This window comes from Nocardia higoensis (assembly GCF_015477835.1).
In the GTDB taxonomy this organism is placed as follows: Bacteria; Actinomycetota; Actinomycetes; order Mycobacteriales; family Mycobacteriaceae; genus Nocardia; species Nocardia higoensis_A.
In genome coordinates this window covers 352,567-377,993 of the sequence record NZ_JADLQN010000002.1, presented here as the reverse complement: position 1 = coordinate 377,993, position 25,427 = coordinate 352,567, and the positions used below count along the sequence as shown (strand labels likewise).

General features: G+C 70.7%; 24 protein-coding genes. 14 read left to right on the top strand and 10 right to left on the bottom strand.

Features of this window, described 5'->3' with window-relative positions:
- The first annotated feature begins 345 nt into the window (after nt 1–345).
- Both IU449_RS15920 and IU449_RS15915 read left to right on the top strand, forming a co-directional pair.
- A complete protein-coding gene (locus tag IU449_RS15920; protein WP_195002870.1) occupies nt 346–1,644 on the top strand; it encodes a citrate synthase in 1,299 nt (432 codons plus the stop codon).
- 59 nt (nt 1,645–1,703) lie between these two features.
- Complete coding sequence (locus tag IU449_RS15915; protein WP_195002869.1) at nt 1,704–2,063, top strand: FKBP-type peptidyl-prolyl cis-trans isomerase; 360 nt, start codon at nt 1,704–1,706, stop codon at nt 2,061–2,063.
- Nucleotides 2,064–2,133: 70 nt separating this feature from the next.
- Here IU449_RS15915 and IU449_RS15910 read toward each other — a convergent pair whose 3' ends face one another.
- Complete coding sequence (locus IU449_RS15910; RefSeq protein WP_195002868.1) at nt 2,134–2,838, bottom strand: hypothetical protein; 705 nt, start codon at nt 2,836–2,838, stop codon at nt 2,134–2,136.
- 132 nt (nt 2,839–2,970) lie between these two features.
- Here IU449_RS15910 and serC point away from each other — a divergent pair, with 132 nt between their 5' ends.
- The 3 genes from serC (at nt 2,971) to IU449_RS15895 (ending at nt 6,788) form a co-directional block, all read left to right on the top strand.
- On the top strand, nt 2,971–4,092 hold the full coding sequence (gene serC, locus IU449_RS15905) for a phosphoserine transaminase (protein ID WP_195002867.1): 1,122 nt from the start codon (nt 2,971–2,973) through the stop codon (nt 4,090–4,092).
- 275 nt (nt 4,093–4,367) lie between these two features.
- Entirely contained in the window at nt 4,368–5,447 is a 1,080-nt protein-coding gene (gene sepH / locus IU449_RS15900) for a septation protein SepH (protein WP_195002866.1), read from the top strand.
- A gap of 153 nt (nt 5,448–5,600) precedes the next feature.
- Nucleotides 5,601–6,788 (top strand): DUF6928 family protein, encoded by a 1,188-nt coding sequence (locus tag IU449_RS15895; protein WP_195002865.1) that lies wholly within the window; start codon nt 5,601–5,603, stop codon nt 6,786–6,788.
- 86 nt (nt 6,789–6,874) lie between these two features.
- Here the strand turns inward: IU449_RS15895 and IU449_RS15890 are convergent, their stop codons facing one another.
- Together IU449_RS15890 and IU449_RS15885 are read right to left on the bottom strand one after the other, a co-directional pair.
- On the bottom strand, nt 6,875–7,192 hold the full coding sequence (locus IU449_RS15890) for a DUF2537 domain-containing protein (RefSeq protein WP_324188275.1): 318 nt from the start codon (nt 7,190–7,192) through the stop codon (nt 6,875–6,877).
- Nucleotides 7,193–7,203: 11 nt separating this feature from the next.
- A complete protein-coding gene (locus IU449_RS15885; RefSeq protein WP_195002864.1) occupies nt 7,204–8,007 on the bottom strand; it encodes a TrmH family RNA methyltransferase in 804 nt (267 codons plus the stop codon).
- Nucleotides 8,008–8,099: 92 nt separating this feature from the next.
- On the opposite strand from IU449_RS15885, the gene IU449_RS15880 reads away from it, so the two are divergent.
- A complete protein-coding gene (locus IU449_RS15880) occupies nt 8,100–8,513 on the top strand; it encodes a YccF domain-containing protein (protein WP_228804753.1) in 414 nt (137 codons plus the stop codon).
- Between the two features lie 27 nt (nt 8,514–8,540).
- Here IU449_RS15880 and IU449_RS15875 read toward each other — a convergent pair whose 3' ends face one another.
- On the bottom strand, nt 8,541–8,981 hold the full coding sequence (locus tag IU449_RS15875; protein ID WP_195002863.1) for a MarR family winged helix-turn-helix transcriptional regulator: 441 nt from the start codon (nt 8,979–8,981) through the stop codon (nt 8,541–8,543).
- A 62-nt stretch (nt 8,982–9,043) separates the two neighbouring features.
- Between IU449_RS15875 and IU449_RS15870 the strand changes: the two genes are divergently transcribed.
- On the top strand, nt 9,044–9,283 hold the full coding sequence (locus tag IU449_RS15870) for a DUF2530 domain-containing protein (protein WP_195002862.1): 240 nt from the start codon (nt 9,044–9,046) through the stop codon (nt 9,281–9,283).
- Between the two features lie 98 nt (nt 9,284–9,381).
- Here IU449_RS15870 and IU449_RS15865 read toward each other — a convergent pair whose 3' ends face one another.
- Nucleotides 9,382–11,454, bottom strand: coding sequence for a neutral/alkaline ceramidase (locus IU449_RS15865; protein WP_228804751.1), 2,073 nt, complete (start codon nt 11,452–11,454; stop codon nt 9,382–9,384).
- 112 nt (nt 11,455–11,566) lie between these two features.
- Between IU449_RS15865 and IU449_RS15860 the strand changes: the two genes are divergently transcribed.
- Complete coding sequence (locus IU449_RS15860; protein WP_324188274.1) at nt 11,567–12,220, top strand: TetR/AcrR family transcriptional regulator; 654 nt, start codon at nt 11,567–11,569, stop codon at nt 12,218–12,220.
- Nucleotides 12,221–12,228: 8 nt separating this feature from the next.
- On the opposite strand, the gene IU449_RS15855 is transcribed toward IU449_RS15860, so the two are convergent.
- Both IU449_RS15855 and IU449_RS29860 read right to left on the bottom strand, forming a co-directional pair.
- A complete protein-coding gene (locus IU449_RS15855) occupies nt 12,229–15,249 on the bottom strand; it encodes a sacsin N-terminal ATP-binding-like domain-containing protein (RefSeq protein ID WP_228804749.1) in 3,021 nt (1,006 codons plus the stop codon).
- A gap of 32 nt (nt 15,250–15,281) precedes the next feature.
- Nucleotides 15,282–16,646 (bottom strand): DUF3027 domain-containing protein, encoded by a 1,365-nt coding sequence (locus IU449_RS29860; RefSeq protein ID WP_195002861.1) that lies wholly within the window; start codon nt 16,644–16,646, stop codon nt 15,282–15,284.
- 17 nt (nt 16,647–16,663) lie between these two features.
- Between IU449_RS29860 and IU449_RS15845 the strand changes: the two genes are divergently transcribed.
- The 3 genes from IU449_RS15845 (at nt 16,664) to IU449_RS15835 (ending at nt 20,025) form a co-directional block, all read left to right on the top strand.
- Nucleotides 16,664–17,437: a glutaminyl-peptide cyclotransferase gene (locus IU449_RS15845; RefSeq protein ID WP_195002860.1), complete on the top strand. Its 774-nt coding sequence runs from the start codon at nt 16,664–16,666 to the stop codon at nt 17,435–17,437.
- A 68-nt stretch (nt 17,438–17,505) separates the two neighbouring features.
- The gene (locus tag IU449_RS15840; protein WP_195002859.1) at nt 17,506–19,350 is read left to right on the top strand and encodes an MFS transporter; all 1,845 of its coding nucleotides are present in this window, start codon (nt 17,506–17,508) and stop codon (nt 19,348–19,350) included.
- 108 nt (nt 19,351–19,458) lie between these two features.
- Nucleotides 19,459–20,025, top strand: coding sequence for a DUF2771 domain-containing protein (locus IU449_RS15835; RefSeq protein WP_195002858.1), 567 nt, complete (start codon nt 19,459–19,461; stop codon nt 20,023–20,025).
- A 170-nt stretch (nt 20,026–20,195) separates the two neighbouring features.
- On the opposite strand, the gene IU449_RS15830 is transcribed toward IU449_RS15835, so the two are convergent.
- A complete protein-coding gene (locus IU449_RS15830; protein WP_067862052.1) occupies nt 20,196–20,621 on the bottom strand; it encodes a cold-shock protein in 426 nt (141 codons plus the stop codon).
- Between the two features lie 141 nt (nt 20,622–20,762).
- On the opposite strand from IU449_RS15830, the gene IU449_RS15825 reads away from it, so the two are divergent.
- Nucleotides 20,763–21,005 (top strand): hypothetical protein, encoded by a 243-nt coding sequence (locus IU449_RS15825; RefSeq protein WP_324188273.1) that lies wholly within the window; start codon nt 20,763–20,765, stop codon nt 21,003–21,005.
- 381 nt (nt 21,006–21,386) lie between these two features.
- A complete protein-coding gene (locus tag IU449_RS15820) occupies nt 21,387–22,013 on the top strand; it encodes a transglycosylase family protein (protein WP_195002857.1) in 627 nt (208 codons plus the stop codon).
- A 78-nt stretch (nt 22,014–22,091) separates the two neighbouring features.
- Here the strand turns inward: IU449_RS15820 and IU449_RS15815 are convergent, their stop codons facing one another.
- Entirely contained in the window at nt 22,092–22,280 is a 189-nt protein-coding gene (locus tag IU449_RS15815; RefSeq protein ID WP_195002856.1) for a hypothetical protein, read from the bottom strand.
- A gap of 72 nt (nt 22,281–22,352) precedes the next feature.
- Between IU449_RS15815 and IU449_RS15810 the strand changes: the two genes are divergently transcribed.
- A complete protein-coding gene (locus IU449_RS15810) occupies nt 22,353–24,644 on the top strand; it encodes a helicase-associated domain-containing protein (RefSeq protein ID WP_195002855.1) in 2,292 nt (763 codons plus the stop codon).
- A gap of 7 nt (nt 24,645–24,651) precedes the next feature.
- On the opposite strand, the gene IU449_RS15805 is transcribed toward IU449_RS15810, so the two are convergent.
- Entirely contained in the window at nt 24,652–25,173 is a 522-nt protein-coding gene (locus tag IU449_RS15805) for an LppU/SCO3897 family protein (protein ID WP_195002854.1), read from the bottom strand.
- Nucleotides 25,174–25,427: the final 254 nt, after the last annotated feature.

The window sequence follows — 25,427 nt, the reverse complement described above, 5'->3', positions numbered from 1 at the left end:
TCGCGCACCGTTCTACCACCGAGACGACGGCCTGCCACCAGGGAAATCCGGTTACCGGCCGGTACTCACCCGACGACCGTGCCGATTGTGAGCGGAGCGGGTATGTTCGCCACGGATACCCGCGCGGCGGACCTGGTCCCGGCGAGCCCGCCCGCCGTTCCTCCCCTCCCTCCCCCGCCCACCGGGGGCGTAGTCGAAGGCGCCGCGCCGCACGGTGGCCGGGCACCCCGTGCAGCGCACCCTCGTGCCGAAGGAACTCGCGTCAGCGACTAGCGTCTAAGTGATCGCACCGCCGTGCCGACCGCACTCCGATGCCGACGGTCCTAGCCTGAGAGGGATCCTTCCGTGCCCGAGAACCACAACGACGCCAAGCCGGTATTGAGCTACCCCGGCGGCGAATACGCCATGACGATCACCGAGGCCACCGAAGGCAACCACGGTGTCGACCTGGGCAAGATGCTGGCCAGCACCGGGTACGTCACCTACGACCCGGGTTTCATGAACACCGCGCCCACCAAGTCGGCGATCACCTACATCGACGGCGAAGCGGGCATCCTGCGCTACCGCGGCTACCCGATCGAGCAGCTGGCGGACTCCTCGACCTTCATCGAGGTCAGCTACCTGTTGATCTACGGCGAGCTACCCACCCAGGCGCAGCTCGACGAGTTCACCGACCGGATCCGCCGCCACACCCTGCTGCACGAGGATCTCAAGCGGTTCTTCGACGGCTTCCCGCGCAACGCGCACCCGATGCCGGTGCTGTCGTCGGCGGTCAACGCGCTGTCGGCCTACTACCAGGACTCGCTGGACCCGCGTGACCCCGAACAGGTCGAGCTGTCCACCATCCGCCTGCTGGCCAAGCTGCCCACCATCGCGGCCTACTCCTACAAGAAGTCGGTCGGTCAGCCGTTCCTCTACCCGGACAACTCGCTGACCCTGGTCGAGAACTTCCTGCGGATGACCTTCGGCTTCCCGGCCGAGCCCTACGAGGTCGACCCCGAGGTCGCCGCCGCGCTGGACATGCTGCTCATCCTGCACGCCGATCACGAGCAGAACTGCTCCACCTCCACCGTGCGCCTGGTCGGCTCCTCCGACGCCAACCTGTTCACCTCGGTCTCCGGCGGCATCAACGCGCTGTGGGGTCCGCTGCACGGCGGCGCCAACCAGGCCGTGCTGGAGATGCTCGACGACATCAAGGCCCAGGGCGGCGATGTCAAGGAGTTCATCCGCAAGGTCAAGAACAAGGAAGACGGCGTGAAGCTCATGGGCTTCGGACACCGCGTCTACCGCAACTACGACCCGCGCGCGGCGATCGCCAAGAAGCACGCCGACGCGATCCTGCGCAAGCTGGGTGGCGACGACGAGCTGTTCGACATCGCCCAGGCGCTCGAGGAAGCCGCGCTCACCGACGACTACTTCGTCGAGCGCCGCCTGTACCCGAACGTCGACTTCTACACCGGTGTCATCTACAAGGCGATGGGCTTCCCGACCCGCATGTTCACCGTGCTGTTCGCGATGGGCCGGCTGCCCGGCTGGATCGCGCACTGGCGCGAGATGCACAGCGAGCCGCTGAAGATCGGCCGCCCGCGTCAGATCTACACGGGCTACCCTGCCCGTGACTACGCCCGGATCACCGAGCGCTGACGATCCACGGGTCACACACCAGTCACGTTTCCAGCACTCACTGTCGAAGGGGATAGCGAATGACCAAGCCGGTTGTCGAATTCCAGGCCGGGCCGCCGCCCGCCGAGCTCGTCATCAAGGACATCATCGTGGGCGAGGGCGCCGAGGCCGTGCCCGGCGGCACCGTCGAGGTCCACTACGTCGGCGTCGAATTCGAGACCGGTGAGGAGTTCGACTCGTCGTGGAGCCGCGGCGAGTCCATCACCTTCCCGCTGCGTGGCCTGATCCAGGGCTGGCAGGACGGCATCCCCGGCATGAAGGTCGGCGGCCGCCGTCAGCTGACCATCCCGCCGGAGCTGGCCTACGGCCCGGCCGGTGGCGGTCACCCGCTGTCGGGCAAGACCCTCGTCTTCGTGATCGACCTGGTCGGCGCAGAGTAACTCGCGCATCGTGGAAAAGGCCCGCGTCCCGTGCTCCGGAACGCGGGCCTTTCTCGTCGCGGCGGCCGGTTCATTCGGCGCGCAGTGACGCCGTCCAGTCGACGGCGACCGACTCGCCGCGATCGACGGTGAAGAACGCGGCCCGCAGTCGGGTGCCCAGGTCGACCAGCCCGAGCGCGACCAGTGGCACCGGCTGGGTGATCCGGACCCGCCACGGTCGCGGCTCGTCCCAGGCCCGCAATTCCAGATCCAGGCGCAGCACCGGGTCGGCCAGGCCCGCGTAGTCGGCGGCCACCGGGGCGGCGGCCAGCACGGTCGCTTCGGCCCGGCGACCGTCGCGCAGGATGCGGGCCATACTGGTGGCCTCCTGCTCGCCGTTGTCGACCAGGTACAGCACGACGCGGGTCCGGTCGCCGGGATCCACCCGGCACAGCACGGTGTCACCGGGGCGCATGGATGCCAGATCCGCGCGGGACACGGGCTGGCGGACGGTCGTCTCGTAGGGCAGTTCGCCGTCGAGGCGCACGCGCACCCGTAATACCCGTTCGCGATCGTCGCTGCCCGGTCGCCGGGCGGCCATCCGGCGGGCGGCCTGCCCGGCGAACGGCCGAGCCGAGCGCCGCCGGACCGGTCGCACACCCATTACGACCGCCGTGCCGGGAGTACCGCGCAGCAGGAGTTCACGCCGTGCCTCGGCCGTGAGACCGGCCGGACGGCGGCCTCGGCCACGGCCGAGGCCCGGCCGCCATCGGGAGTTCGCTGCCGCCTTGCCCATGAGCGGATACGTTAGTCCCCGGACGATGCGTGCGACACCGGTCACATACCCGGCCCCGACCCGGCGTGTCCCCGCCACGCCGACCCCCACCCACTGTGATCGGGCAGGTCGGACACGCTTTACCCTGGTGCCATGACCTCTGCGTTCCCCACCATCCCCGACGACCTCAAGCCCGCCGACGGACGCTTCGGCTGCGGCCCTTCCAAGGTTCGCCCGGAGCAGCTCGAGTCCCTCGTGCGGGTGGGCGCCTCGGTGTTCGGAACCTCGCATCGGCAGAAGCCGGTCAAGGACGTGGTCGCCCGCGTGCGCTCCGGTCTGCGTGAGCTGTTCGCGCTGCCCGACGGCTACGAGGTGGTGCTCGGCAACGGCGGCACCACCGCCTTCTGGGATGCCGCCGCGTTCGGTTTGATCCGTGAACGCTCGCTGCATCTGACCAACGGCGAGTTCTCCAGCAAGTTCGCCTCCGTCGCCAAGGGCAACCCGTTCATCGGCGACCCGATCGTCGTGGCGTCCGAGCCGGGCAGCGCTCCCGAGCCGGTCTCCGACCCGTCGGCCGACCTCATCGGCTGGGCGCACAACGAGACCTCCACCGGCGTCTCGATCCCGGTGCAGCGGCCCGCCGGTTCCGAGCACGCGCTGATCGCCATCGACGCCACCTCCGGCGCGGGCGGCCTGCCGGTGAACATCACCGACGCCGACGTGTACTACTTCGCGCCGCAGAAGTGCTTCGCCGCCGACGGCGGGCTGTGGATCGCGCTGATGAGCCCCGCCGCGCTGGCCCGCGTCGAGGAGATCAAGAACAGCGGCCGCTGGACTCCGGAGTTCCTGTCGCTGCCCGTCGCGATCGACAACAGCACCAAGGACCAGACCTACAACACCCCGGCGCTGGCCACCCTGCTGCTGTTCGCCGACCAGATCGAGTGGCTCAACGGCAACGGCGGCCTGGACTGGGCGGTCAAGCGCACCGCCGATTCCTCCTCGCGCCTGTACACCTGGGCCGAGGCCAGCGAGTACGCCACCCCGTACGTGGTGGACCCGGCGCACCGCTCGCAGGTCGTGGGCACCGTCGACTTCGCCGACAGCGTGGACGCCGCCCAGGTGGCGAAGATCCTGCGCGCCAACGGCATCGTCGACACCGAGCCCTACCGCAAGCTCGGCCGCAACCAGCTGCGCATCGGTATGTTCCCGGCGATCGACCCCGAGGACGTCTCGCAGCTGACCCGCGCCATCGACTGGGTCGTCGGACAGCTCTGATCTGATTCCCCTGTCCTGTCCCCTTTTCGGCGGACGAGGACGGGGACGGACACGCCGCCTCCCGCAGCGCCGGATCGCACCAGCGGTCCGGCGCTGCAAGGTTTTTCGAGGATTTCGGGGTGCGTTCCCCGGCTGCGAAATCCACAAACATTAGCGCCTTCTCCGCCACTTCGCCGAAGTTTCCGCCCGCGTGTCTTGCCCCGGACCACTGTTGTGTGCACTACTGTTGCGAACCAGTGGGCGGTGTCGCGAGTCGGCGCGATAAGGAGGTAGCGGTGCGTGAACTTCGTGTGATCGGGGTGACGCCCGACTCCACGCACATCGTGTGTGTCGACACCGAATCCGGTCAGAAGTTCCGCCTTCCCGCGGACGACAAGCTCCGAGCCGCCGCGCGCGGCGACCTTGCCCGGTTCGGCCAGATCGAAATCGAAATGGAAGCGTCTATGCGTCCTCGCGATATTCAGGCCCGTATCCGTGCCGGCGCGTCCGTGGAGCAGGTGACCGCCGAGTCGGGGATGCCCGCCAGTCGCGTGGAGCGCTTCGCCTACCCGGTGTTGCTCGAGCGCGCCCGCGCGGCCGAACTCGCCCAGAAGGCGCATCCGGTACGCGCCGACGGCCCCGCGGTGGCGACCCTGATCGAGGTGGTCACCGCCGCCTTCACCGAGCGCGGGCACACTCTGGAGAACGCCGAGTGGGACGCCTGGAAGGACGAGAAGGGCTTCTGGGTCGCCCAGTTGCAGTGGCAGAACGGACGTTCGGAGATCGCCGCGCACTGGCGCTACCAGCCGGACGCGCACGGCGGCTCGGTGTCCCCGCTCGATGATCCGGCCTCGGATCTGATCGATCCCGACTTCGGCCGCGCGCTGCGCGGGCTGGCCACGATCCTGCCGTCCGAGCCCGAGATCGACGTGACCACACCGCAGGATCCGGTCCTCGAGCCGCGCCGCGATGTCGCCGCGCCGCCGGCACGACCGGCCAAGCAGGCCGCGCCGATGGTCGACGAATACTTCGAGAAGCGCGCGGTGGCCGCCGGTGGCGGTGTGCCCGCGGGGATCGCGGCCACCGCCGTTCCCGCCGCGCCGGTGACTCCGCCGGTCCCTGCCGCCCCGAAGACCGGCGGATCGAACGGCACCGCCCCCGAGTCCGCTCCGGCCGCCGAGATCGCGGCCCCGGCGCCCGCCGCCGAGGCTCCGGCCACGGCACCCGCGGTCAAGACGCCCGCGGCCGAGACCACGCCCGAGCCCGCCGAGAAGGACACCAAGGCGGCGGCCAAGCCGGCCAGGGCCAAGCGCGGCAAGGCACCGATGCCGTCCTGGGAGGATGTGTTGCTCGGAGTGCGCAGCTCCGGCCACTGACCCTCGGGACACACCGGTACGAACCCGATTCGGCCCCGCAGCGACCCGCTGGAAGTACATTTCCATCATCCGTTCACCCGAACATCGGAGGGGAACGTACGGTAGCGGGTAGTTAGCGAGGTAGCTCGCTCAGCACTCGGGAGGTGCCGGTAGATGGTCTCCACAGTCTCGACGCTCTGGTATGTCGACGCCGATGATCCGGCGGCCGTCCTGCGCGAGCACCGCGAACCCGACCAGGGGGCGGCCCAGGCGCTGGCCAAGCAGTTGTTCGAGGATCACGAGATCACGCCGAAGACGACCGGGACCCTGGCGGGCTGCGCGGGCCCGGCCGACGACGAGATCTACATCGGCTGCTATCCCGGCCTGACCGTGGTCTGTACCCGGCAGGTCCGGCTGCCCGACCCGACGACGCTGCCGGAGCCGCTCATCCGCCCGCTCGCCTGCGAGCACACCTATCTGGTGTCCTTCGACGCGAGCATGGGCTGGGGCAGCTTCGCGCACTGGGAGCGCGGCGAATTCCGCCGCGGGTTCTCCTCCTCGCGGATGAAGATCCTGGCCGACGCGGGCCTGCCGATGGTGTGGGAGCGCCCGTTCTGGGCCGGTGAACGCCCCGTACTCTGGCGCGCGAACGAAATCCCCGACCCGCAGTGCCTGCCCTACGACCCGCTCGATTTCGCCGACGAGGCCAACAGCGAATGGCTCGGCTTCCAGTACCGCGCACCGGTGGTCGCGGGTGCGCTGCTCCCCCGCGACATCGCGGTGTGCGGATTCACCCTGAGCCCCGAAGACCCTCCGCGGGAGCCCGCGCCCGATCCGCGAACCGCGGACGACCGGCCGCGGGACCCCGCCCCGGTGCACGACCAGCACAGCCGGGCGCCGGGGCGCAGCCGTGGCCTGCGAGCGCTGGAGGCCGGGCGGCGCGGCCAGGGGACGGAAGACCGGCCGGAGGATCAGGCATTCGAGCCGCACGATCCGGCGCCGGGCCCGCGCGCACGTGTGCGCGAGCCGCGCGCCCGGTCGGCCGGCCCGCGCGAGCAAACGATCGGGCCGCGTGGTCAGGTGCCCGCCGCTGTGCGACAGGCCCGCAGCACGCGCGCGGCAGTGCCCGGGCCGCAGGCCCGAGCCACCGGCGAGCGGAAGGCGATTCCGGGCGAACGAGAATCCCTCGCGGTTACGAAGCAGCGTGCGTTCGGTCAGCGGGGGCCGGTGGCGGCCCGGCAGGGACAGCCCTCGGATGTCGATGGGCGTGAGCCGGAGCCCGAGCCCCGCGCAGCGGCGCCGCAGGCGAGACAACGTCGCGGCCTGCTCGGCTGGCTCCGCGATGCCTCCCGGACGACCTGAGCCGACACGCCCGGCCTGCCGATACATCGACACGCGGTCCGGACCGGCGTGGCCCGTTCAGCCCACTGGATGACCGCGCACAGCCTTCACAGGGCGGCGAGTCCGGTGCTGATCAGCCCGAGCCAGCCGAGCATCACGCCCGCCGCGCATCCGAGCAGCACCCAGCGGGTGACCGGCGCATCCCGCCACCGCCAGGCCGTGGGCGCGGCGCCGCCGACCGCCACCAGATTGATGAGCAACGCCAGCAGCGGGTGCACTTCGGCCAGTGCCGCGCCGAAGGCGTAGACAGCCACCGTCGCCAGGGCGGCGACGAGCACGGCGACGGTGATCCCGGCCGCCCACGGCGTGGGATCGCGTACCGGCGGCACGGACCGGCCCGGGTCGTTGCGCGAATGGTCGACCACGTTCTCACCCTTCACGAGTTGCGGACCCGTTCGTAGAACGCCATCGCGGCAGCGGTGGCGACATTGAGCGAATCGGTGCCGGGCGTCATCGGGATGCGGGCCCGGACATCGCAGGCTCGCATCGTCTCCTCGGTGAGGCCGGGGCCTTCCGCGCCGAGCAGCAGGGCCACCCGCTCACCGGTCATGGCGCTCGCCAGGTTCGCCGCAGCCGGATCCGGGGTCAGGGCGATGAGCTGGAACCCCTCCGCGCGCAGGATGTCCAGGTCCCGCGGCCAGGCGGACAGCCGGGCGAACGGCACCCGCAGCACGTGCCCCATGGACACCCGCACCGAGCGGCGGTAGAGCGGATCCGAGCAGCGCTGCCCGAACAGGACGGCGTCGACGCCGAGCCCGGCGGCATTGCGGAACATCGAGCCGAGGTTCTCGTGATCGTTGACGCCCTCGAGCACCGCGACCGTGCGTGCCCCGGCGAGCACCTCGGGCACGCTCAGCTCGGCGGGGCGCGGCGCGACCGCGAGCACGCCCCGGTTGAGGTGGAAACCGACGATCTCGGCCATCGTGTGCGCGTCTGTCCGGTAACAGGGCACGTCGACGCGGGCGAGATCGTCGGCGAGTTCGTCCAGACGCCGCCCGACGCCCAGCAGAGCGCTCGGGGTGAACCGCGAGCTCAGCATGCGCTGCACGACGACCACGCCTTCGGCGATCACCAGCCCCTTGCGACCGGGCAGGTCGGGCCGCCGGTCGGCGTTCGACAGATCTCGGAAATCATCGACCCGCGGGTCGGCCGGGTCGTCCACGTCGATCACTTGGGCCACCCGCCCATCCTGCCGGACCGCGCGGGGCGCCGCGGCGGCGGCCACACGGCCGCGGCGACCTGCGCCTACGGCGCACCGCGCCGGAAGCTGGCATGCTGGTGGACGTGAAGCCGATTCAGCTGGTGCTCAACATCCTGTGGTTGATCTTCGCGGGATTCTGGATGGCGCTGGGCTACATCGTCGCCGGCATCATCTGCTGCCTGCTGATCATCACCATCCCGTTCGGGATCGCCTCGTTCCGCATCGCCGTCTATGTGCTGTGGCCGTTCGGGCGCACGACAGTGGAGAAGCCCGACGCGGGCGCGGGGTCACTGATCGGCAACATCATCTGGTTCGTCGTCGCCGGCTGGTGGCTGGCGATCGGGCACCTGCTCACCAGCATCCCGCTGTTCCTCTCGATCATCGGGATTCCGTTCGGATGGGCAAACCTCAAGTTCGTCCCGCTGTCGCTGTTCCCGTTGGGGCGCGAGATCGTCGACACGGACCAGGCTTTCGGTGGGCGCTGATTCCGGCGGGCGAGCCCACCCGGCTGTCTATTCGGATTCGGCGACGATCTGCTTCATGATCGCGACGGCCTCGCCGAGCACCTCGAGCTGAGACTCCGACAAGGTGGACAGCTGCTCGGTCATCCAGGCCTCGCGAGCGCTGGCTTCGTCGGCGAGCACCGCCTCACCCGCCTCGGACAGCGAGACGATGATCTGACGCCCATCGGTCGGATGCGGCTGTCGCTGCACCAGATTCATGTCCGACAGCGAAGCGATCACCCTGGTCATCGAGGGCGGTTGGACCCGTTCTCTGGCGGCCAGCATGCCCGGCGTCATGGCCCCGTCGCGGCGCAGGGCCGCGAGTGCCGACAGCTGGGTCAGCGAAACCGGTGAATCGGCGCGGCGGCCGCGGAGATGTCGCGTGAGCCGGACCACCGCCAGCGACAGCTCGCCGGCCAGGGCTCTCACATCCGAAGGGGTCGTCGTCACCCGCCAAACGATACGGGAAGCGCCCTGGACGCTACGCCTGTTCGCCCCGCTACCCTGGGGCGGTGACCCCCGAAGTACCGCAGATCCCGGCGCGCCTGACCGATCCCCGACCCGTGCTCGCCGTCGGCATCGCGTTGTGGGTGCTCGCCTCGATCGTCGTGTGGGCAGGTGGGGATCGTTGGGAGTCGATCCGTCCCGTCTGCGCGATGGGGGTGCTCGTCGGCGGGCTGGCCCTGGTGATCTTCCTGATCCAGCGGCGTGGCGCCCGCCGCGGCGACAAGGGCGCGCAGACCGGGCTCTGAGTCTCCGCGCGGCGGAGACTCAGAGCGGCGGAGACTCAGCGCGGCGGAGACTCAGCGCGGCGGAGACTCAGCGCGGCGGAGGCTTCGCGCGGCGGGCTTCAGCCGATCGTGAACTCTTCGCTGGTGCCGGTGAACGAACGCAGCTCACCACCGGCGGTGCGCTGGTCGGCGAAATGCACGAAACGGTAGCGGCCCGCCGGAGCATCGGCGGGGATATCCCAGGTGAAGCGGGCGACCGATTCCGCTGCGCCGCGCTTGCTCCAGTAGAAGCGCACCGCCCACTCCCCCTCGTTGGCGACGCGCACCCAGCGGTCCCCGTCGCGACGCTGGATCTCGAGGAAGGTGCCGTTACGGCGCGGATTGTGTTTCGGGTGCGCCGAGACGAATTCGACCGCCGCCTGCCCGCCCGGCGCGTAGGTCCCGGCGGGCTGGACGAGCACATCGCCGAACGCGCGGCCCACGGGCGCGGCGTCCGGGCCGGGCGCGGGCACGAAGTTCGGCTGCGCCCCGGAAAGGTCCCGGGGCGCGGGGCCGCGATCGATTCCCGCTCCTGCCGCGAATGCCGTTGCCAGACGGGTGAACTCCTGCAGGTAGGCGGGCAGGGTGTAGCGGCCGTAGAGCGTCGAGCCGCCCTCGTACTGCTGGGCGTCGTACTCCTCCGGCGTGGTCACGTACTGGTGGTAGGCGTTCGCGTAACCCTGCAGGAGGACCTGTTCGGTGGCCACGCCGAGCGCCGCGGCGACCGCGCGGCGCACCCGCAGACCGGCGACGATGGTGAACTCGCCGCCCGCGGCCGCCAGATACAGCTCCCCGATCCGCATCACCTGGATCGGCACCACGCTGGGCACCCACGGCACCGGCGGCAACAAGCCCAGCGGCGCGGCGATCACCTTGGGCGCCTGCGCGTCCGCGAGCCAGGACGGTGCGGGCCGGCCGGGATCGCCGAGCGCGTCGATCATCGGATTGCGCACGCCTTCCGGGACGGGACTGCCGGGGAGGCCGGGGCCGTCCTCGACGCTGCCCGCGATCAGCGAGAGGCCCGCGGCGGCGGTCGTGGTGCGGCGCGGCTGCCCGTCGGGAGTGAAGCGCCCGTCCACGGCTGTGTCGGCGAGGTCGATGTAGCACAGCAGGGCGCCGACCGGACCGCTGATCGGCCGCGCGGCCCCCAGCGCGGCGACCGATGCCGCGTATTGACGCTCGCCGATGACGCGGGTGTTGTCGAATTCGTTCTCGGTCGGCCCCGAGCCGGGGCGCAGGTTCAGGTTGGGCGACATGTCACCCGCGTTGGTCTGGGCGAAGGCGGCGATGAAATCCGGTCGGCCGTCGAGATAGCGGACGCCGTGGTCGAGGTACTCGTGCGCGAACGAGGCGTAGCCCTTGTTGTCCGAGCTGATCAGCCGATTCTCGTTGGTCATCGACGTGTTGTGGGTGGCGAACCAGGTGATCGCGCCGACCCGTCTGCCGCCCTTGTCGATCGCCAGCGCGGTGACGGCCGGATCGATGGCGGCGGGGAAGTGCTGCTTGTCCGCGGCCGGATTCCGGTCGAAGGCGACGCGGGAACGGTTCACGCTCGCGTCGTGCAGTTCGGCCCGGCCCAGTGCCAGCGTGGCCGGGCCGAGGTCGTCGTGGGCGGCGGCGACGGCCTCCACGATGCCGTTCACCTCGGCGTCGTAGACCTGCTGCTGGAAGCCGAGGATCGACAAGTTGTAGGCGTAGTCGTGGCTGGAACCACCGCAGCAGGCGTGCGAATGGGTGGAGGTGAGCAGGACGTTGCGCTCGGTGTAGAGATCGCCGTAGCGGCGGGCGAGTTCGAGCAGGACGCCACGGTGCACGGACTGGAAGATCATGCCGTTCTCGGCGACGGCGAACACCACCCGCTCACCACCCGCCTCGAACACATAGGCGCGGGCGCGGGGACGCAGGTGGATTCCCGCGGTGTCCTGGCCGAGCTGGGAGTAGCCCATCATGCCGCACTCGGCGGCCGGGCCGGTGAGATCGGAGATGCCCGCGCCGACCCGATATCCGGCGACGGGGGCGGCCGATGCCGTCGCGGCGCGGCCGGAGGACACCGCGCCCGCGACCGCGAGCGCGGCCGTCGTGACGCCGGTGCGGGCCAGCAGAGTCCGGCGATCCATTCCCGCCGGGTGAGTTCCGGTGACAGCGTTGCGCATCGAGCCTCCCTTTCTCCAGGTCGCAGCGAACCACACAACTGGACAAACGTCCAGTGACACCACAGATAACAGAGAATTGACTGTGCGAGTTCGGACGGCTTAACTCGCTGGAGTGTCCTCCCGATTGAGCGTCGAAGAACGACGGGCCCACCTTGTCGAGGCGGCTATCGGCTTGGCCGAGAAGAAGGGCGTCGCGGGCGTGACCACGCGCGATGTCGCTCAGGCAGCCGGTGTTTCGCTCGGAGTGGTGCACTACTGTTTCGAAAACAAAGACGCGCTGATGACCGAACTGGCCAAAGCGCTCGCCATGGAATTACGCGATTCCGTGGACGCCGACGAAGCGGTATGGCAAGACGCCGGAACCGGAATAGAAGCGCTTCGACAATTGGTGCGCGCCGGGCTGGAACTCATGTGGCTCAACATCGAGGCCACCCCCGAGCGTCAGCTGCTGACCTACGAGACGACGACCTACGCATTGCGCGAAGGCGAGACGACCCCGGCGAAGCTCGCGATCGCCCGCGAGCAGTACACCTTCAACGACTCGACCGTCGCCGACATCCTCGATCACGCCCGCGAGGCGACCGGCACCGAATGGTCGGTCCCGGTGCAGACCCTGAGCCGGTTCACGCTGAACATGATCGACGGGCTGGTGCTGCGCTGGCTGGTGGACAACGACAGCGCGGCGGTGCGCACCCAACTGGATCTGCTCACCGACATGGTCACCGGGTACGCCGTCGCGGGCTCGGACGACGCCTCCGGCTCCTGATCCGGCACTCAGCCGATCGGTTCGGGGGCGAGCACGTGGGTGACGGCGCCCTCGCGCCACCACGGCACCGCCACGGTGCCGCGCACCGCACCGTCGAGTCTTACCCGAAGCTCGGTGTGCAGGACCAATTCACCGCCCGCCACCGGCGCGGCGAACAATTCGGCCAGCACCACGGCGAGCGGTTCTTCCGACCAGGTGGTGTGCCTGCCCTCGCCGAGCACCTCGGCCGAGACCGCTTCGGAGACCAGCGGCAGGTCCAGCAGGCCGGCCAGCGCGTCGGCGTGCTCGGCCGACCCGGCGACCAGCCGTTGCGGGGAGATCGCGAGCCCGAACCAGGGCAGGTCGAGCACCATCGCCTCGCGGGCGTCCACCGCCGCGCCGGAGAGCGCGCGCACCCGATCGGGCAGATCGAGCTCGGCTACGTCGAGCCTGCCCCCGGCGACGGCGGCGGCCAGACGGCGGTGCGCGCCCGCGACCACGGCGGGGTCCGGACGGCGCCGCGGGTCGGCCAGCGCGTCGAGCAGAGCGTGGGCGAGATCGGTGTCGATGACGGCGGGATCGGCCAGGACGGTGCGCAGCAGGGCCAGCCGTGCGGGGTCGACGTCGGCTGCCGGGAAATCCGGTAGCAGACCGGCGAATTCCGGATCGCCGGGGAATCTGTGGTGGCCGAGCGGGATTCCGTCGTAGCGGGCGTGCTCGCGCAGCCACCAGGGGGTGTAGCCCCGCGGGTCGGTGAACAGGTCGGCGGTGCGCGGATCGGTGGTCAGCAGGCGAAGCGCGCGCGGCCAGGCCGCGTCGTCGACGAGGTCGAGATCGCGTACCGCGACGAGGTGCTCGGGATCGGACTCCAAGCCGGCCCACCAGTGTTCCTCGTCGTCGAGGTGATGATCGGGTCCCGTCGGATCGGTTTCGCTGACCAGCCCGAAGTTCCAGCCGACCCCGATCGCCCGCAGCGCCTCCGCGCCGTACTCCCGCACCGTCTCGGCGGCGACCACCCCGAACGGCGAATCGGCGACCAGCAGTTCGCCCAGCGGCGCGCCGGGCAACAGCAGTTCGTCGGCGGGACGCGGTGCACCGGTGCTGTCGGGCAATTCGAGCAGACCGAGCCAGGCGGGCAGGGACTGCGGCGCGGCGCGCGGGACCAGCCGCAACACGGCATCGACGATGTCCGGGTCGCCGGGATCGTCGTCCAGGTGGGCCCGCAATGCCGGGTCGGCGAGCAGATCCGCCGCCGTCGCCGTGCGCGCTCCCAGCCGTGCCAGCAACGGATGCGCGGCCTGCGGATGCACCAGCCGCGCCCACGGCAGCGCCACGGCCACGCCGAGCCCGTCGTCGAGCACCACGGTCCGCGGCCCCGTCACCACTCGATCGTCGGAGAGCGGAACCGCCAACGCGCCCAACGCCTCCGCCGCGACCGGATCCACCACGAACGGTTCCAGTGCCGCGTACAACGCACGCCACCAGGCGGGGGGCCGGCGTAGACCCGAGGTCGACTCCGCGACCCGCGCCAGACCCAGCCGGTGCACATCGAGCACCGCCAGCGCCTCCGCGTGCGCGGGCCCCGACAATCCTGGCGGTACCAGCGGCCCGATCAACTCATCGAGCAGGACCGCGAGTTCTGCTGTGAGCCCGGGGAAGACACTCGCCCGCGTCGGTAGCGCCACTGTCGCGCGCCGGGCGGCGAGCACCGCACTCCGCGTGCTCGGTACGGCGTCCGGGCCGTCGGAGGCAGAAGCCGAGTGGGCCCGGGCTGCTTGCGCGCCTTCGAGAGTGCCGACCGGGCGACCGGACTCGGCGCCCGGATCAGCGAGCACAGCGCCCGTAGTCGTCGGTGCGGCGCCGGGGATGCCGTGTTCGACCGGGCCGAGCACCGGCAACCACGGATGCGTGCGCAGTTCGTGCAGCAGGGCTTCGCGCAGCAGGCCGTCGATCTCGCTGCGCGCGAATCCGGGAGCGGGCACCAGCGCCAGGCGGGCATGTTCGGGCAGAGCGCGCGCGAAATCCGCGTAGCCCTCGGCCAGTGGAGACACCCGGGCGCCGGGCAACGCGCGGCGGCGGTCGGGCTGCATGGGGAGGTCGGCGACGAGGAGAGCGGGCAGCGACAGCTCCTCGTCGGAGCGGGTGGGCGCGCGCAGCACATCCTCGACGACCGGGACCGGACGACCGTCGCGCACGGGCAGCAGCCAGCGCGATCTGCGCGTGCGGTACTGCCACCAGGTGAGGGAACCGTCCGGCGTGTGCACCCGGACCTCCTCGAGGCCCGGACCGCCCGAGCCGTGCGAGTCGTCCGCGCTGTCACCATCACCGTCGTGGTCGCCGAGGATGTCGGCATCGATGGCGCCCACGGGCCCATCGACGTCGGCCGGGTGTCGGGGTCCGGACGGAACCGGGGTCACCTCGGCGGTGAACACGTCCTCGCCGATGCGGATCTCCCGCAGGGCGGGCAGTTCGAGCAGGAGGTCGACGGCTTCGGCACGCATGGCCGCGCGGAGACCGGAGCGGTCCACCTCGTCGCGCAGCAGGAGCACGATCTCGGTGTCCCAGCCGTCGGCGGGTGCGTGGGCCGCGGGCCAGGCCAGACGCAGGACCGCCGGGGCGGTCTCGGTTTCGGGCACGGCCGCCTCGGTGAGCGCGGCGCGCGTGGCCGTCAGGGAGAAGCACAGGCCCCCCGCGCGGGACCGGAGTTCGATTTCGTCGCTCACCGATCGCACGGCGGTGAAGCCGACGCCGAATCGGCCGACGTTCTCGCCGGTCTCCGACTTGCCGGACGCGCGCAGCGCGGTCAGCGCGTGCACGCCGGAAAGGTCGAGCGGCGCACCGGTATTCATGACATGCAGCGTGTCACCGGCGAGGCGGACGGCCAGCCTGCCCGGCACCCCGGCCCTGCGCGCGGCGTCGGCGGCGTTCTGCGCCAGTTCGGTCAGCAGCCGATCCCGGTAGCCCGCGCGCACCAGGTCCGCCTCGGTGGCGGCGTCCTCACGCAGGCGCGTCGGCGAATCCCGCCAGGCCGCGAGGATGCCCGCACGCAACGCCGCCGTCCCGAAGGGATCGGCCGGATCGCTCAGTTCGACGCCGATGACGAGGGCTCCGGCGAGTCGGAGTCGGACCCACCGACCTGTACACCGTCCGCCACTGGGGCCTCGGCCCCGGTCTCGCCGTCCTCCTGCGCGACAACTTCATCGGACGCGGCAAGGCCGTCGGACACGGCGATGTCATCGGACGCGGCGATGTCATCGGACACCGCAATTTCATCGGACACCGCAAGGTCGTCGGACGCGGCAAGGTCGTCGGACACCGCAGCCTCACCGGACACCGCAGCCTCCCCCGGCACGGGCGCCTCGCCGGTCACCGCCGTCGCGTCGTGGACTGCCTCACCGGAAGCCGCCGCAACCTCGCCGGACACAGCCGCGCGGAGTGACGCGGCGGCATCGGTGGACAAGGCGACCTCAGCGGTCACGACAGCGCGCTCGGATTCGACGGCTTCGTGGGGCACGGCGTCGCCGGGCATCGACGTGGGATCCGGCGCCGTCCCGTCGGACGAGGAAGCCTCGGAGAACACGGCAGCTTCGGGAGAGGCGGCATCCCCCTCCGGCACACCAACCTCGGGCGAAGCACCCGCGTCGGCGGAATCGGCCACCTCGGGCGATGCACCGTCGGCGGCGGGGGCGGGCCTGCGCAGTTCCGCGGCGGGGACGAGATCCACGGCCGCGTCGTCATAGGCCTCGTGGCGGGGCGAACCGCCGCCGGTGGGCAGTTCGACGTCGGAGTGCGCGCCGCAGCCGTACTCGACATGCACGACCATCCCGTCGGCGCCCATCGCATTGCCGCAGACGCCGAAGGCGGCACGCAGGGCACCGGATAGCGGGAGGTAGAAGCCGCAGCTGCCGCAGACGCCGGGGGCGGCCCGGGCCATATCGGTGTCGGGACCGTGCTCGGCGTACCAGCGTTCGGCTGCCTCGGCGCGGCCTTCGAGGCTGAGCACCTTGGTCCGACCGAGGCCGACCTCGCGGGCCAGCTCGTCGATTTCCGGGTCGCCGTTGGCGACGTAGCCGGGGACCAGACGCGGGTCGTCGGCGGGCGGTGCCAGCAGGTCGCCGGGGGCGAGGTCGCCCGGCCGGATGCGCTGCTCCCACGGGATGAAATCGGGTGCGACGAGGGCCTCGGGGCCCGGTAGCAGCGCGGATTCGCTGACCGTGGCGTAGTCGGCGCCAGGGGGCGCGGCCACCACCACCGCCCACTGCCAGCCGCGATAGCCGGGGAGAGTGGACTCGAAGCGGTGGGTGGCGGCGGAATCACCTTCGGCGGTGACGCCGAGATGGATGCCGACCCCGTTCGGTTCCAACTCCACGAGCGCACGGCGAGCCAGGTCGGCGGCATCGACCAGGACGGGACGCACGTCGGGCTCGGAAACAGAAACAGCGCTCACGGCCTACATTTTGCCGTATGGAACGCACTCTGCGTGCGTCGGCCGCCGGTGTGCTGGTCGGCGCGCTCGTCGCGGCGGGATGCGGGCAGCCCGCGGACCCCGCCCCACGGCTGCGTGTCGAGGTCGTCGGCACCCGGCCACACGACCGCGAGGCGTTCACCCAGGGCCTCGAAGTCGTCGGCGGCGTGCTCTACGAGAGCACCGGCCTGACCGGCCGTTCGGGTGTGCGGGCCACCGATCTTTCCACCGGAGCCGAACTCGCCCGCGCAGTGCTGGACGACGCCTACTTCGGGGAGGGCATCACCCACGCCGGAGCGATCCTGTGGCAACTCACCTGGCGTGAGGGCGTGGCCTTCGCCCGCGACCCCGAAACGCTGCGCGTGCTGCGCGAGGTGAGCTACGACGGCGAGGGCTGGGGCCTGTGCGCGAGAGGCGACACGCTGGTGATGAGTGACGGCAGCGACACGCTGACCTTTCGTGATCCGGTCACTTTCGAGGCCACCGGCACGCTGCGCCTGTCGAACAGAAGGGATGCGCATCTCAACGAATTGGATTGCGCGCCAGATGGTTTCGTCTACGCCAACGACTATCCGAGCAACCGGATACTGCGCATCGACCCGGAGACCGGCCAGGTGCTCGCGGTGGCGGACCTGGGCGGGTTGCTCACCCGCGCCGAACGCGCCGACGCCCAGGTGGCCAACGGTATCGCCGCGTTGCCTGGCACCGATCGGTTCCTGGTCACCGGCAAGTACTGGCCCGCCGTGTTCGAAGTCCGTTTCGTCCCGGAATGACCGATCCCAGAGACCACGTCGGCGAGCGCGAGTGAACCGTCCGCGACACGGTGGGCCAGAATTGGGGGGTGACTACCTCCCGCGATCCGCACGGTTGCGAGCGTGGTCCGTGGGACGGCGGTCAGCGGAACGCGGACGAACCACCACCGATCGAACGGCATCCCGGCCACGACAGGTACCCGCCGCCGAACTCGCCCACGCGACGGCGCACAGCGCTGCCCCCGCTCGATCCCGAACGCTACGCGCCCCGCCGCCCGCCGCTGGGCCCACTGGAGAAGCGCGGCACCGCGGCCGGTCCGAGGCCCCCGGCCGGACCCACCGCGCCCGGCCGAAGCGCGCCACCCCGAACCGAATCGCACCGGCCCGAGACATACCGTGCCGCACCCGGCCCACCCACCCGGCCGCTCGACGGACAGAACACCGACGCGGAGCACAGCCGCCCTCCCCGTGAGCAGCCCGTGCCGCGCAAGCTGACCGTAACCAGGGTGGCCGCCATGCGCGGCAAGCAGCTGACCGAGAAGGGCATCGCCACTTTCCAGCGCGCGGCCAAAGCCGACGGCGCCGACAAGTCCGGGCTGACCGCCCTGACCTACGCCACCATGGCGAACTTCGCCCTCGACGCCGCCATCGCGGTCTCGCTGGCCAACACCTTGTTCTTCGCCAGCGCGACCGCCGAGAGCAAGTCCAAGGTCGCGCTGTATCTGCTGATCACCATCGCGCCGTTCGCGGTGATCGCCCCGCTCATCGGCCCGCTGCTGGACCGGTTGCAGCGCGGGCGCAGGCTGGCGCTGGCCACCTCGTTCGGGGTGCGCGCCGTGCTGGCGGTCGTCCTGGTGGTGCAGTTCGACTCCTGGGCGCTGTATCCGCTGGCGCTGGGCATGATGATCGGCTCCAAATCGTTCGCGGTGCTCAAGAGCGCGGTCACGCCGAGAGTGCTGCCGCCGGAGATAGACCTCGTCCGTACCAACTCCCGGCTGACGGTCTTCGGCCTGGTCGGCGGCACCATCGGCGCGGGCGCGGTAGCCGGGGCGATCGCCGCCGTCGCGGGGTCCACCGGGTCGCTGATCCTGGCGACCGTCATCGCGATCGGCGGCGCCTATCTGAGCCTGCGCATCCCACGCTGGGTGGAGATCACCGAGGGGGAAGTGCCCGCCACCTTCGGCTACCACGGCGACGACGCGCGCACCGAGGTGCTGCGACCGGGCACCGAATCGGCCGTGCCCGCGCGCAAACGCAGGCAACCGCTCGGCCGCGCGGTGGTCTCCGGCCTGTGGGGCAACAGCTCCATCCGGGTGCTCACCGGCTTCCTCACCTTCTACATCGCCTTCGTCGCCAAAGCCACCGAACACCGTCCGTTGCAGCAGGCGCTGATGCTCGGCGCGGTGGGCGCGGCCGCGGGCATCGGCAACTTCGCGGGCAACGCCACCGGCGCGCGCCTCGCGCTGGGACGGCCCTCGGTCATCGTGGTCGGCGCCACCGCGGCCTGCACCGCAGTCGCGCTGTTCGCGGTGTTCGCCGACAACCTGCTCGGCGCGGTGGTGGCCGCGCTGGTGGCCTCGGCGGCCAGCGCGCTGGCGAAGGTGTCGCTGGACGCCTCGATCCAGGACGATCTGCCACCGGAGTCGATCGCGTCCGGATTCGGGCGCTCGGAGACGGCGCTGCAGCTGAGCTGGGTGATCGGCGGGGCGGCCGGGGTGCTGCTGCCGACCGAGTACTGGATCGGCTTCGCGGTGGTGTCGGGAATACTCGTGCTCGGGCTGGCCCAGACCTTCCTGAGCTATCGGGGTCACAGCATTCTGCCCGGCCTCGGCGGCAACCGGCCCCAGCACGCCGAACAGGAAGTGCACGCCACCGTCGCGCCACCGCGACGGCAACCCGGAAAGAGCCGAACCAGGATGACGGGAGAACGCTGAGTTGAATGGACCAGCGGTGAATGGACCAGCGGTGAATGGACCAGCGGTGAAAGAACCAGCGGTGAACGACCCGGCGTTGGATGATCGACGTTCCGCGTGGGCGGCGCGATGAGCGGGGCAGGCCGCGGGCGCGGGCGTCTGATCGCCGCGCTGGCCGGAGCGGGACTGCTGGCGCTGGTCGCCGTGATCGCCGTGGTCGTGACGATCGCGGTGCGCAACGCACCGAGGCAGGATCCGGAGATCACCGCGTACGCCTACGGCACCGCGGTCACGGTTCCGCCGTACCAGTACTGCGATCTGCGCCTGATCGGTGAGGACCGGCTGGACTTGGCCGACTGCAGGCAGAACCGGGTCGTCGACCTGGAGACGCCGCCGGGCTACCCGCTGCAACTGTCGCTGCCGTCGGAGATCGCCGACGCGCCCTGGCAGGGGCTGCTCGTCTACGCCTTGCCCGGCGACGAGGAGATCCTCACGCAGGAGATCTACCACTCCGACTACGCACCGGGCACCCTCGCGCTGACCATCGATTCCCAGCCCGCACCGGGCCTGCGCCTGATCGGCGTGGAGATCCAGCTTCCCGTCCCCGCGATCGACGAGGCGGGCCGGGAGACGACCGTGCCGCACGCCTCCTGGTCCATCCGCACCGGCACCCTCGGCGGCGACGAGCAGCAGTGACATCCGGTGGCCCGGTGATGCCCACGGCCGACCGGCCGTGACACTCGGGGACGCCTATGACAGAGGCCCCGCCGAGCGGTGGGGCCTCTGTCACGGGAAGGGCGCTGTCACGGGACTGCGTCCGGGTGGCCGGGAAGGCGTCGGGAAGAGCTCGGCGCCGACGGACCAGATCAGTGATCGAGCTCGCGCGCGACCGCCCGGACGACATCGGAGATGGTCTTGGCGGTCTTGCGGTCGGGGTAGCGCCCCTTGCGCAGGTCGGGCTGCACCTTGGTCTCGAGCAGGGTGATCATGTCCTCGACCAGGCCGTGCAGCTCGTCGGGCGCGCGCCGCGGACCGGCGGGTTCTTTGCGGCCGCCACGCTCGGCGCCCTGGCTCTGGCGCAGCGACGGCGGCGCGTCGATCAGCTTGAGGCTCAGCGCCTGGGGGCCGCGGCGACCCGCCGCCATGCCGAATTCGACGCGCTGCCCCGGCTTGAGTCCTTCGACGCCTTCGGGCAGCGCCGAAGAGCGGACGTAGACGTCCTCCCCCTCGTCCTGGGACAGGAAGCCGAAGCCCTTCTCGACGTCGTACCACTTCACCCGGCCGGTCGGCACTGCGCTCACCCGTTCATCGTTTCGACACCCGGACCCCGATGGTCCGTGCACAAGAACGCGCCCCACAGATGGTGCAGGACGCGATTACCCGAGTCTACCCCGGTGACCATACGCCGAGCACATCAGTTTTACGGTGCAGCGGTGACCAACTCTCCCCGCCCCGGTTCACCCCGATCCGGCTCGTCCCGCTCGGCCGATTGGTTGCTGAAGCTGGCGCTCGCGCTGTTCGCCGCGGGCCTGCTCGCGATCGTCGCCATCTTCGTCAGCCCTGTCGTTTCCGACGGCGAGCCGGCGCTGTGGCTGTACCTGGCCGCGATGCTCGCGCCGGCCGGTTTCCTGCTCGCGGTGATATTCGCGCTGTGGTCGGGTAGACGCTCGCGCTGAGGCGCGAGACCGATTACCCCGCAGGACCCGCGTGACGAACCATACTGTGATACTCATCACATAACGGTGTGATCACGGCCCGGCCTCAGCGGCGCGGCCGCCCGCCTACCCGCCTTCTAGCTGCGCGTACGCCTGCACGCGCACGCGAGACAGCACCGAGACCGACTTCCACACGCCGGTTACCAAATAGTGATTTTTCGCGGGAACCGTCGTACGGTCTATCCCAGCCGGGCAGTCCCGGCGCCACCGGCCCGCCGCACCGAACCTCGCCCCGCGGGTACCGGACACCCGACCGCCTCAGGGGTGAGGGCGGGACGGACGACCTCTCAGTCCGAACCCGAGCGAATCCTCGCAGGTGCGTACGAGAGGAAGACACCCGATATGAGTGGACGCCATCGCAAGCCGACCTCCACCGGGCGCACTGTTGCCAAGGTCGCCGTCACCGGCGCGATCTTCGGTACCGCGAGTGCCGCCCTCGCCGGAAACGCCAGCGCGGCTCCCGACTCCGACTGGGATCGCCTCGCGCAGTGCGAGGCCGGCGGCAACTGGGGCATCAACACCGGCAATGGTTACCAAGGCGGCCTGCAGTTCTCGCCGAGCACCTGGAAGGCGCACGGCGGCGGTGAGTTCGCTGCCAGCGCGAACCAGGCCACCCGTGAAGAGCAGATCGTGGTCGCCGAGAAGGTGCTCGCCTCCCAGGGCTGGGGCGCCTGGCCCTCCTGCTCCGCCAAGCTCGGTCTGAGCAGCGCGCCGACCATGCGCGAGGCCCCGACCGCCCCCGAATCCTTCGGCTGGAACCCGGCCCAGGCGGCCCCGCAGGCCCAGGCCGATCCGAACCAGGACCTGTTCCAGGCCGTCGATCGCGCGATCGCGACCGTGCAGCAGCAGGGTGTGCAGATTCCGCAGCCCGCGCTCGACTTCTTCAACGCCGCCAAGTCCAGCAATGTGCAACTCGACCCGCACGTGGTCGATTTCTTCGAGGCGAACAAGGGCCTGCTGCCCTCCTGAGTTCCCCGATACGCCAACGAACAAGGCCCCCGCCTCATCGAGGCGGGGGCCTTGTCCCACTCTGGGGCACGTCCCGGATCAGCGGTTGATCACCGTGTGCGGGTGCCGGTACGGCAATTTCTCGGCGGGCAGCGGAAATTCCGTGTCCTCCCCGTAGGGCGAGAGATTGCCGGCCCGATTGGCGGCCAGTTCGGTGACCGCATGGTCACCTTCCGCCACCTGGGGCCAACCATTGTCCACATAGGGCTTCTTCGATTTGTTCACCACAAGGTCATTCTGGCACGAACCGATTCCGGCGTGCCTCCGGTGCGGCGCAGGCGACATCGTAGGGTGGTCATGATGAGCACGACCGATTCCCTGGCGGGGTGGCTGGCATCCCGCAGCGATGCCCAGTTGGTCGCGCTGCTGCAAGCCCGGCCCGATCTGGCGGTCCCGCTGCCCTCGTCGATGACGGTGCTGGCGGCGCGGGCCGAACAGCGGGCTTCGGTACTGCGGGCCTGCGAGGATCTGGACACCCTGGAGTTCGCGATCATCGATCTGCTGGCCTGCCGCGCGCAGTCCGGCGACCCCGAGCCGCTGACCCGCCGAGCACTGCACGCGCAATGGAAGGGCCGGGCGGCCAAGGCCGCGATGGACGCCGCATTGGAGCGGCTGACCGGGCGGGCGCTGGTCTGGATCGACGATGACGCCCTGCGCCTGGTACCCGCGGCCGCCGAGGCGTTGCCGTGGCCGCTGGGCGCCGCCGTGGAACTCTCCGACGCGCTCACCGAACCCGAGATCGAGGCCGCGCTGGCCGAACTGGGCGCACCCGAGCGGGCGCTGCTGGACAAGCTCGCCACCACCGGCCCGCGCGGGCGCACCAAAGACGCCGCCCCGGACGCACCGGCGGACCGGCCGGTGCCCCGGCTGATCGCGTTGCGGCTGCTCGACCGGATCGACGAGGAAACCGTGGAGCTGCCGGTCACCGTCGCACAGATGCTGCGCCGAGAACCGGTCACCGCTCCCAACGTGCTGACCCCGCCGCGCACCAGGCCTGCCAAGCACTCGCCTGTCGAGGTCGCCGCCGTGGCCGCGGGCGAAGTCGGCGAGCTGCTGCGCCATTGCGCCGACATCCTCGCGGCGCTGAGCCGGTCGCCCGCCCCGGCGTTGCGGGCGGGCGGGCTCGGTGTGCGGGAGTTGCGCCGCATCGCCAAGCAGACCGGCATCGAGGAGGAGCGGGCCGCACTGTTGGTCGAAGTGCTCGCCGCCGCCAAACTCATCGAGAAGGGGCAGCCCGAGCCGCCGCCGGATACCGATTCCGACTCGGTCGACTACTGGGCGCCCACCCCGGCCTCGGACGCGTGGCTGGACGGTCCGCCCGCGCGCCGCTGGACGGTGCTGGCGATGGTGTGGCTGGATCTGGACCGGATGCCGTGGATGATCGGGATGCGCGACAGCAACGACAAGCCGCTGGCGGCACTGTCGGCCGAACTGCGCCTGCCGTACGCCCCGCGCGACCGCCGCGCCGTCCTCGGCGTGCTCGCCGAGCAGCCCTCCGGCACCGCGCTGGATGCCGCCGACCTGGGCCGGGCGCTCGCCTGGCGGCAGCCGCGGCGGCGCAGGCATTTCCGGCAGGAGGCGGTGGAGAACACCCTCGCCGAGGCCTCGGCACTCGGCTTGCTCGGACGGGGCGCGCTGGCTCCGGCGGCCAGGGCGCTGTTGCACGACACGGTCACCTCGGCCGCCGACGCCGAAGCCGAGATGGACGCGGCGCTGCCCGAACCGGTGGATCACGTGCTCGTGCAGGCGGACCTGACGGTGATCGCGCCGGGCCCCCTGGTCGGCGAACTGGCCCAGCGCATGTCCCTGGTGGCCGACATCGAATCCGCGGGCGCGGCCACGGTGTACCGGATCGGCGAGAACTCGGTGCGCCGCGCGCTCGACGCCGGCCTGACCGCCGCCGAACTGCACAGCCTGTTCGCCACCCGCTCCCGTACCCCGGTGCCGCAGGCGCTGACCTACCTGATCGACGATGTGGCGCGCAGGCACGGGCAGCTCAGGGCGGGGATGGCGCAGTCTTTCGTGCGCAGCGACGATCCGGCCCTGCTCGCGCAGGTACTGGCCGATCCGGTGGCCGGGCTGCTCGCGTTGCGGGCGGTGGCCCCGACGGTGGCGATCTCGCAGGCGCCGTTGGGTGAGGTGCTCGAACAATTACGCGGCGCGGGTTTCGCCCCGGCGGGCGAGGACTCCTCCGGCGGCATCGTCGATCTGCGCCCGCGCGGCGCGCGGATTTCCACCCGCCCCCATGCCAGGCAGGCGTATCGACCGATGCCACCGAACACCGAACAGCTCGCGCTGCTGGTCGCCGAGCTACGGGCCGGAGAACGGGCCGCGGGGGCGCGGTCGGGGCACGCGGTGCGCTCGGACGGCACCAGAACCAGCACGGCCGCCACACTCGCGCTGCTGCAATTGGCGGCGCGGGCGCGGCGGCCGGTGAACATCGGCTACGTCGATGCGCAGGGTGTGGCGTTGCAGCGGGTGGTCGAGCCGCTGCGGGTCGGCAACGGCCGGCTGGACGCGCTGGACCCGGTGACAGGCGCGGTCCGGCACTTCACCCTGCATCGCATCGCCTCGGTGGCACTGCTGGAGTGAGGCGGGACTAGGGCGTGCTCAGGCAGAACAGCGTCTTGGGGTCGGAGACGACGATGAATTCCTCACCGCTGTCGCAGAGCAGTTCGTCGGTCTCGCCGTCGACACGCTGCACCACCTTGAAAGTCGCGTCCGGGGACGAGCAGTCCACCCACTTGTAGGGCGAGGTGCCGACGTCGTTGTAGCAGGCGTCCTGTGCGAAATTGGGCGCCAGGCACAGGAACGTGGTGCCTCCGGTCGGCAACTGCTCGGTGTAGCTGGTGTACTCGTTGGAGGCGCACTCGGTCTGCTCGTCGAAGCTCTGATGCACCTTGTAGACCGCTTGCGGGGTGGAGCAGTCGGCGGGCTCGCCTTCGGTGGCGGTCGTCGAATTGTCGGTGATGTTGATGCAGTCGCCGACCTTCGTCTTGGCCACATCGGACTTCGTCGCGTCGTCGATGGCCGAACAGCCACTCATCACGACCGCGAGCGCGGCCGCCGCCAGGAGGGCGAGCGCGATACGCGCCAGCAGCCTCGGTCCCCGGAACTTCACGTGAAAACCTCTCTCACCGAATGTCGTTCACGTGGTTCTCGTGAACGCCGTTTTTCGTGAACGACGAGGAGAATACCCGCGCGCGCGCCGGGGTCGTCGAGCTGCCGCCTCGGCGCGCGCCGGGGAGCGCTCAGAGGCTGAGCCCGTGCATTCCCAACAGGGAGTAGCCGATAACGCGCGGAAGCAGCTGGCCGAGGAGGAGGTAGCCGGAAAGATCCACTGAGTAAAGCCTTTCAGAAATCGCCCACGAAGTG

Coding starts and splice junctions, on each gene's coding strand:
- IU449_RS15915 (WP_195002869.1), top strand. CDS start 1,704: ATGACCAAGCCGGTTGTCGAATTCCAGGCCGGGCCGCCGCCCGCCGAG.
- IU449_RS15910 (WP_195002868.1), bottom strand. CDS start 2,838: ATGGGCAAGGCGGCAGCGAACTCCCGATGGCGGCCGGGCCTCGGCCGT.
- serC (WP_195002867.1), top strand. CDS start 2,971: ATGACCTCTGCGTTCCCCACCATCCCCGACGACCTCAAGCCCGCCGAC.
- IU449_RS15895 (WP_195002865.1), top strand. CDS start 5,601: ATGGTCTCCACAGTCTCGACGCTCTGGTATGTCGACGCCGATGATCCG.
- IU449_RS15880 (WP_228804753.1), top strand. CDS start 8,100: ATGCTGGTGGACGTGAAGCCGATTCAGCTGGTGCTCAACATCCTGTGG.
- IU449_RS15865 (WP_228804751.1), bottom strand. CDS start 11,454: ATGCGCAACGCTGTCACCGGAACTCACCCGGCGGGAATGGATCGCCGG.
- IU449_RS15845 (WP_195002860.1), top strand. CDS start 16,664: ATGGAACGCACTCTGCGTGCGTCGGCCGCCGGTGTGCTGGTCGGCGCG.
- IU449_RS15835 (WP_195002858.1), top strand. CDS start 19,459: ATGAGCGGGGCAGGCCGCGGGCGCGGGCGTCTGATCGCCGCGCTGGCC.
- IU449_RS15820 (WP_195002857.1), top strand. CDS start 21,387: ATGAGTGGACGCCATCGCAAGCCGACCTCCACCGGGCGCACTGTTGCC.
- IU449_RS15810 (WP_195002855.1), top strand. CDS start 22,353: ATGAGCACGACCGATTCCCTGGCGGGGTGGCTGGCATCCCGCAGCGAT.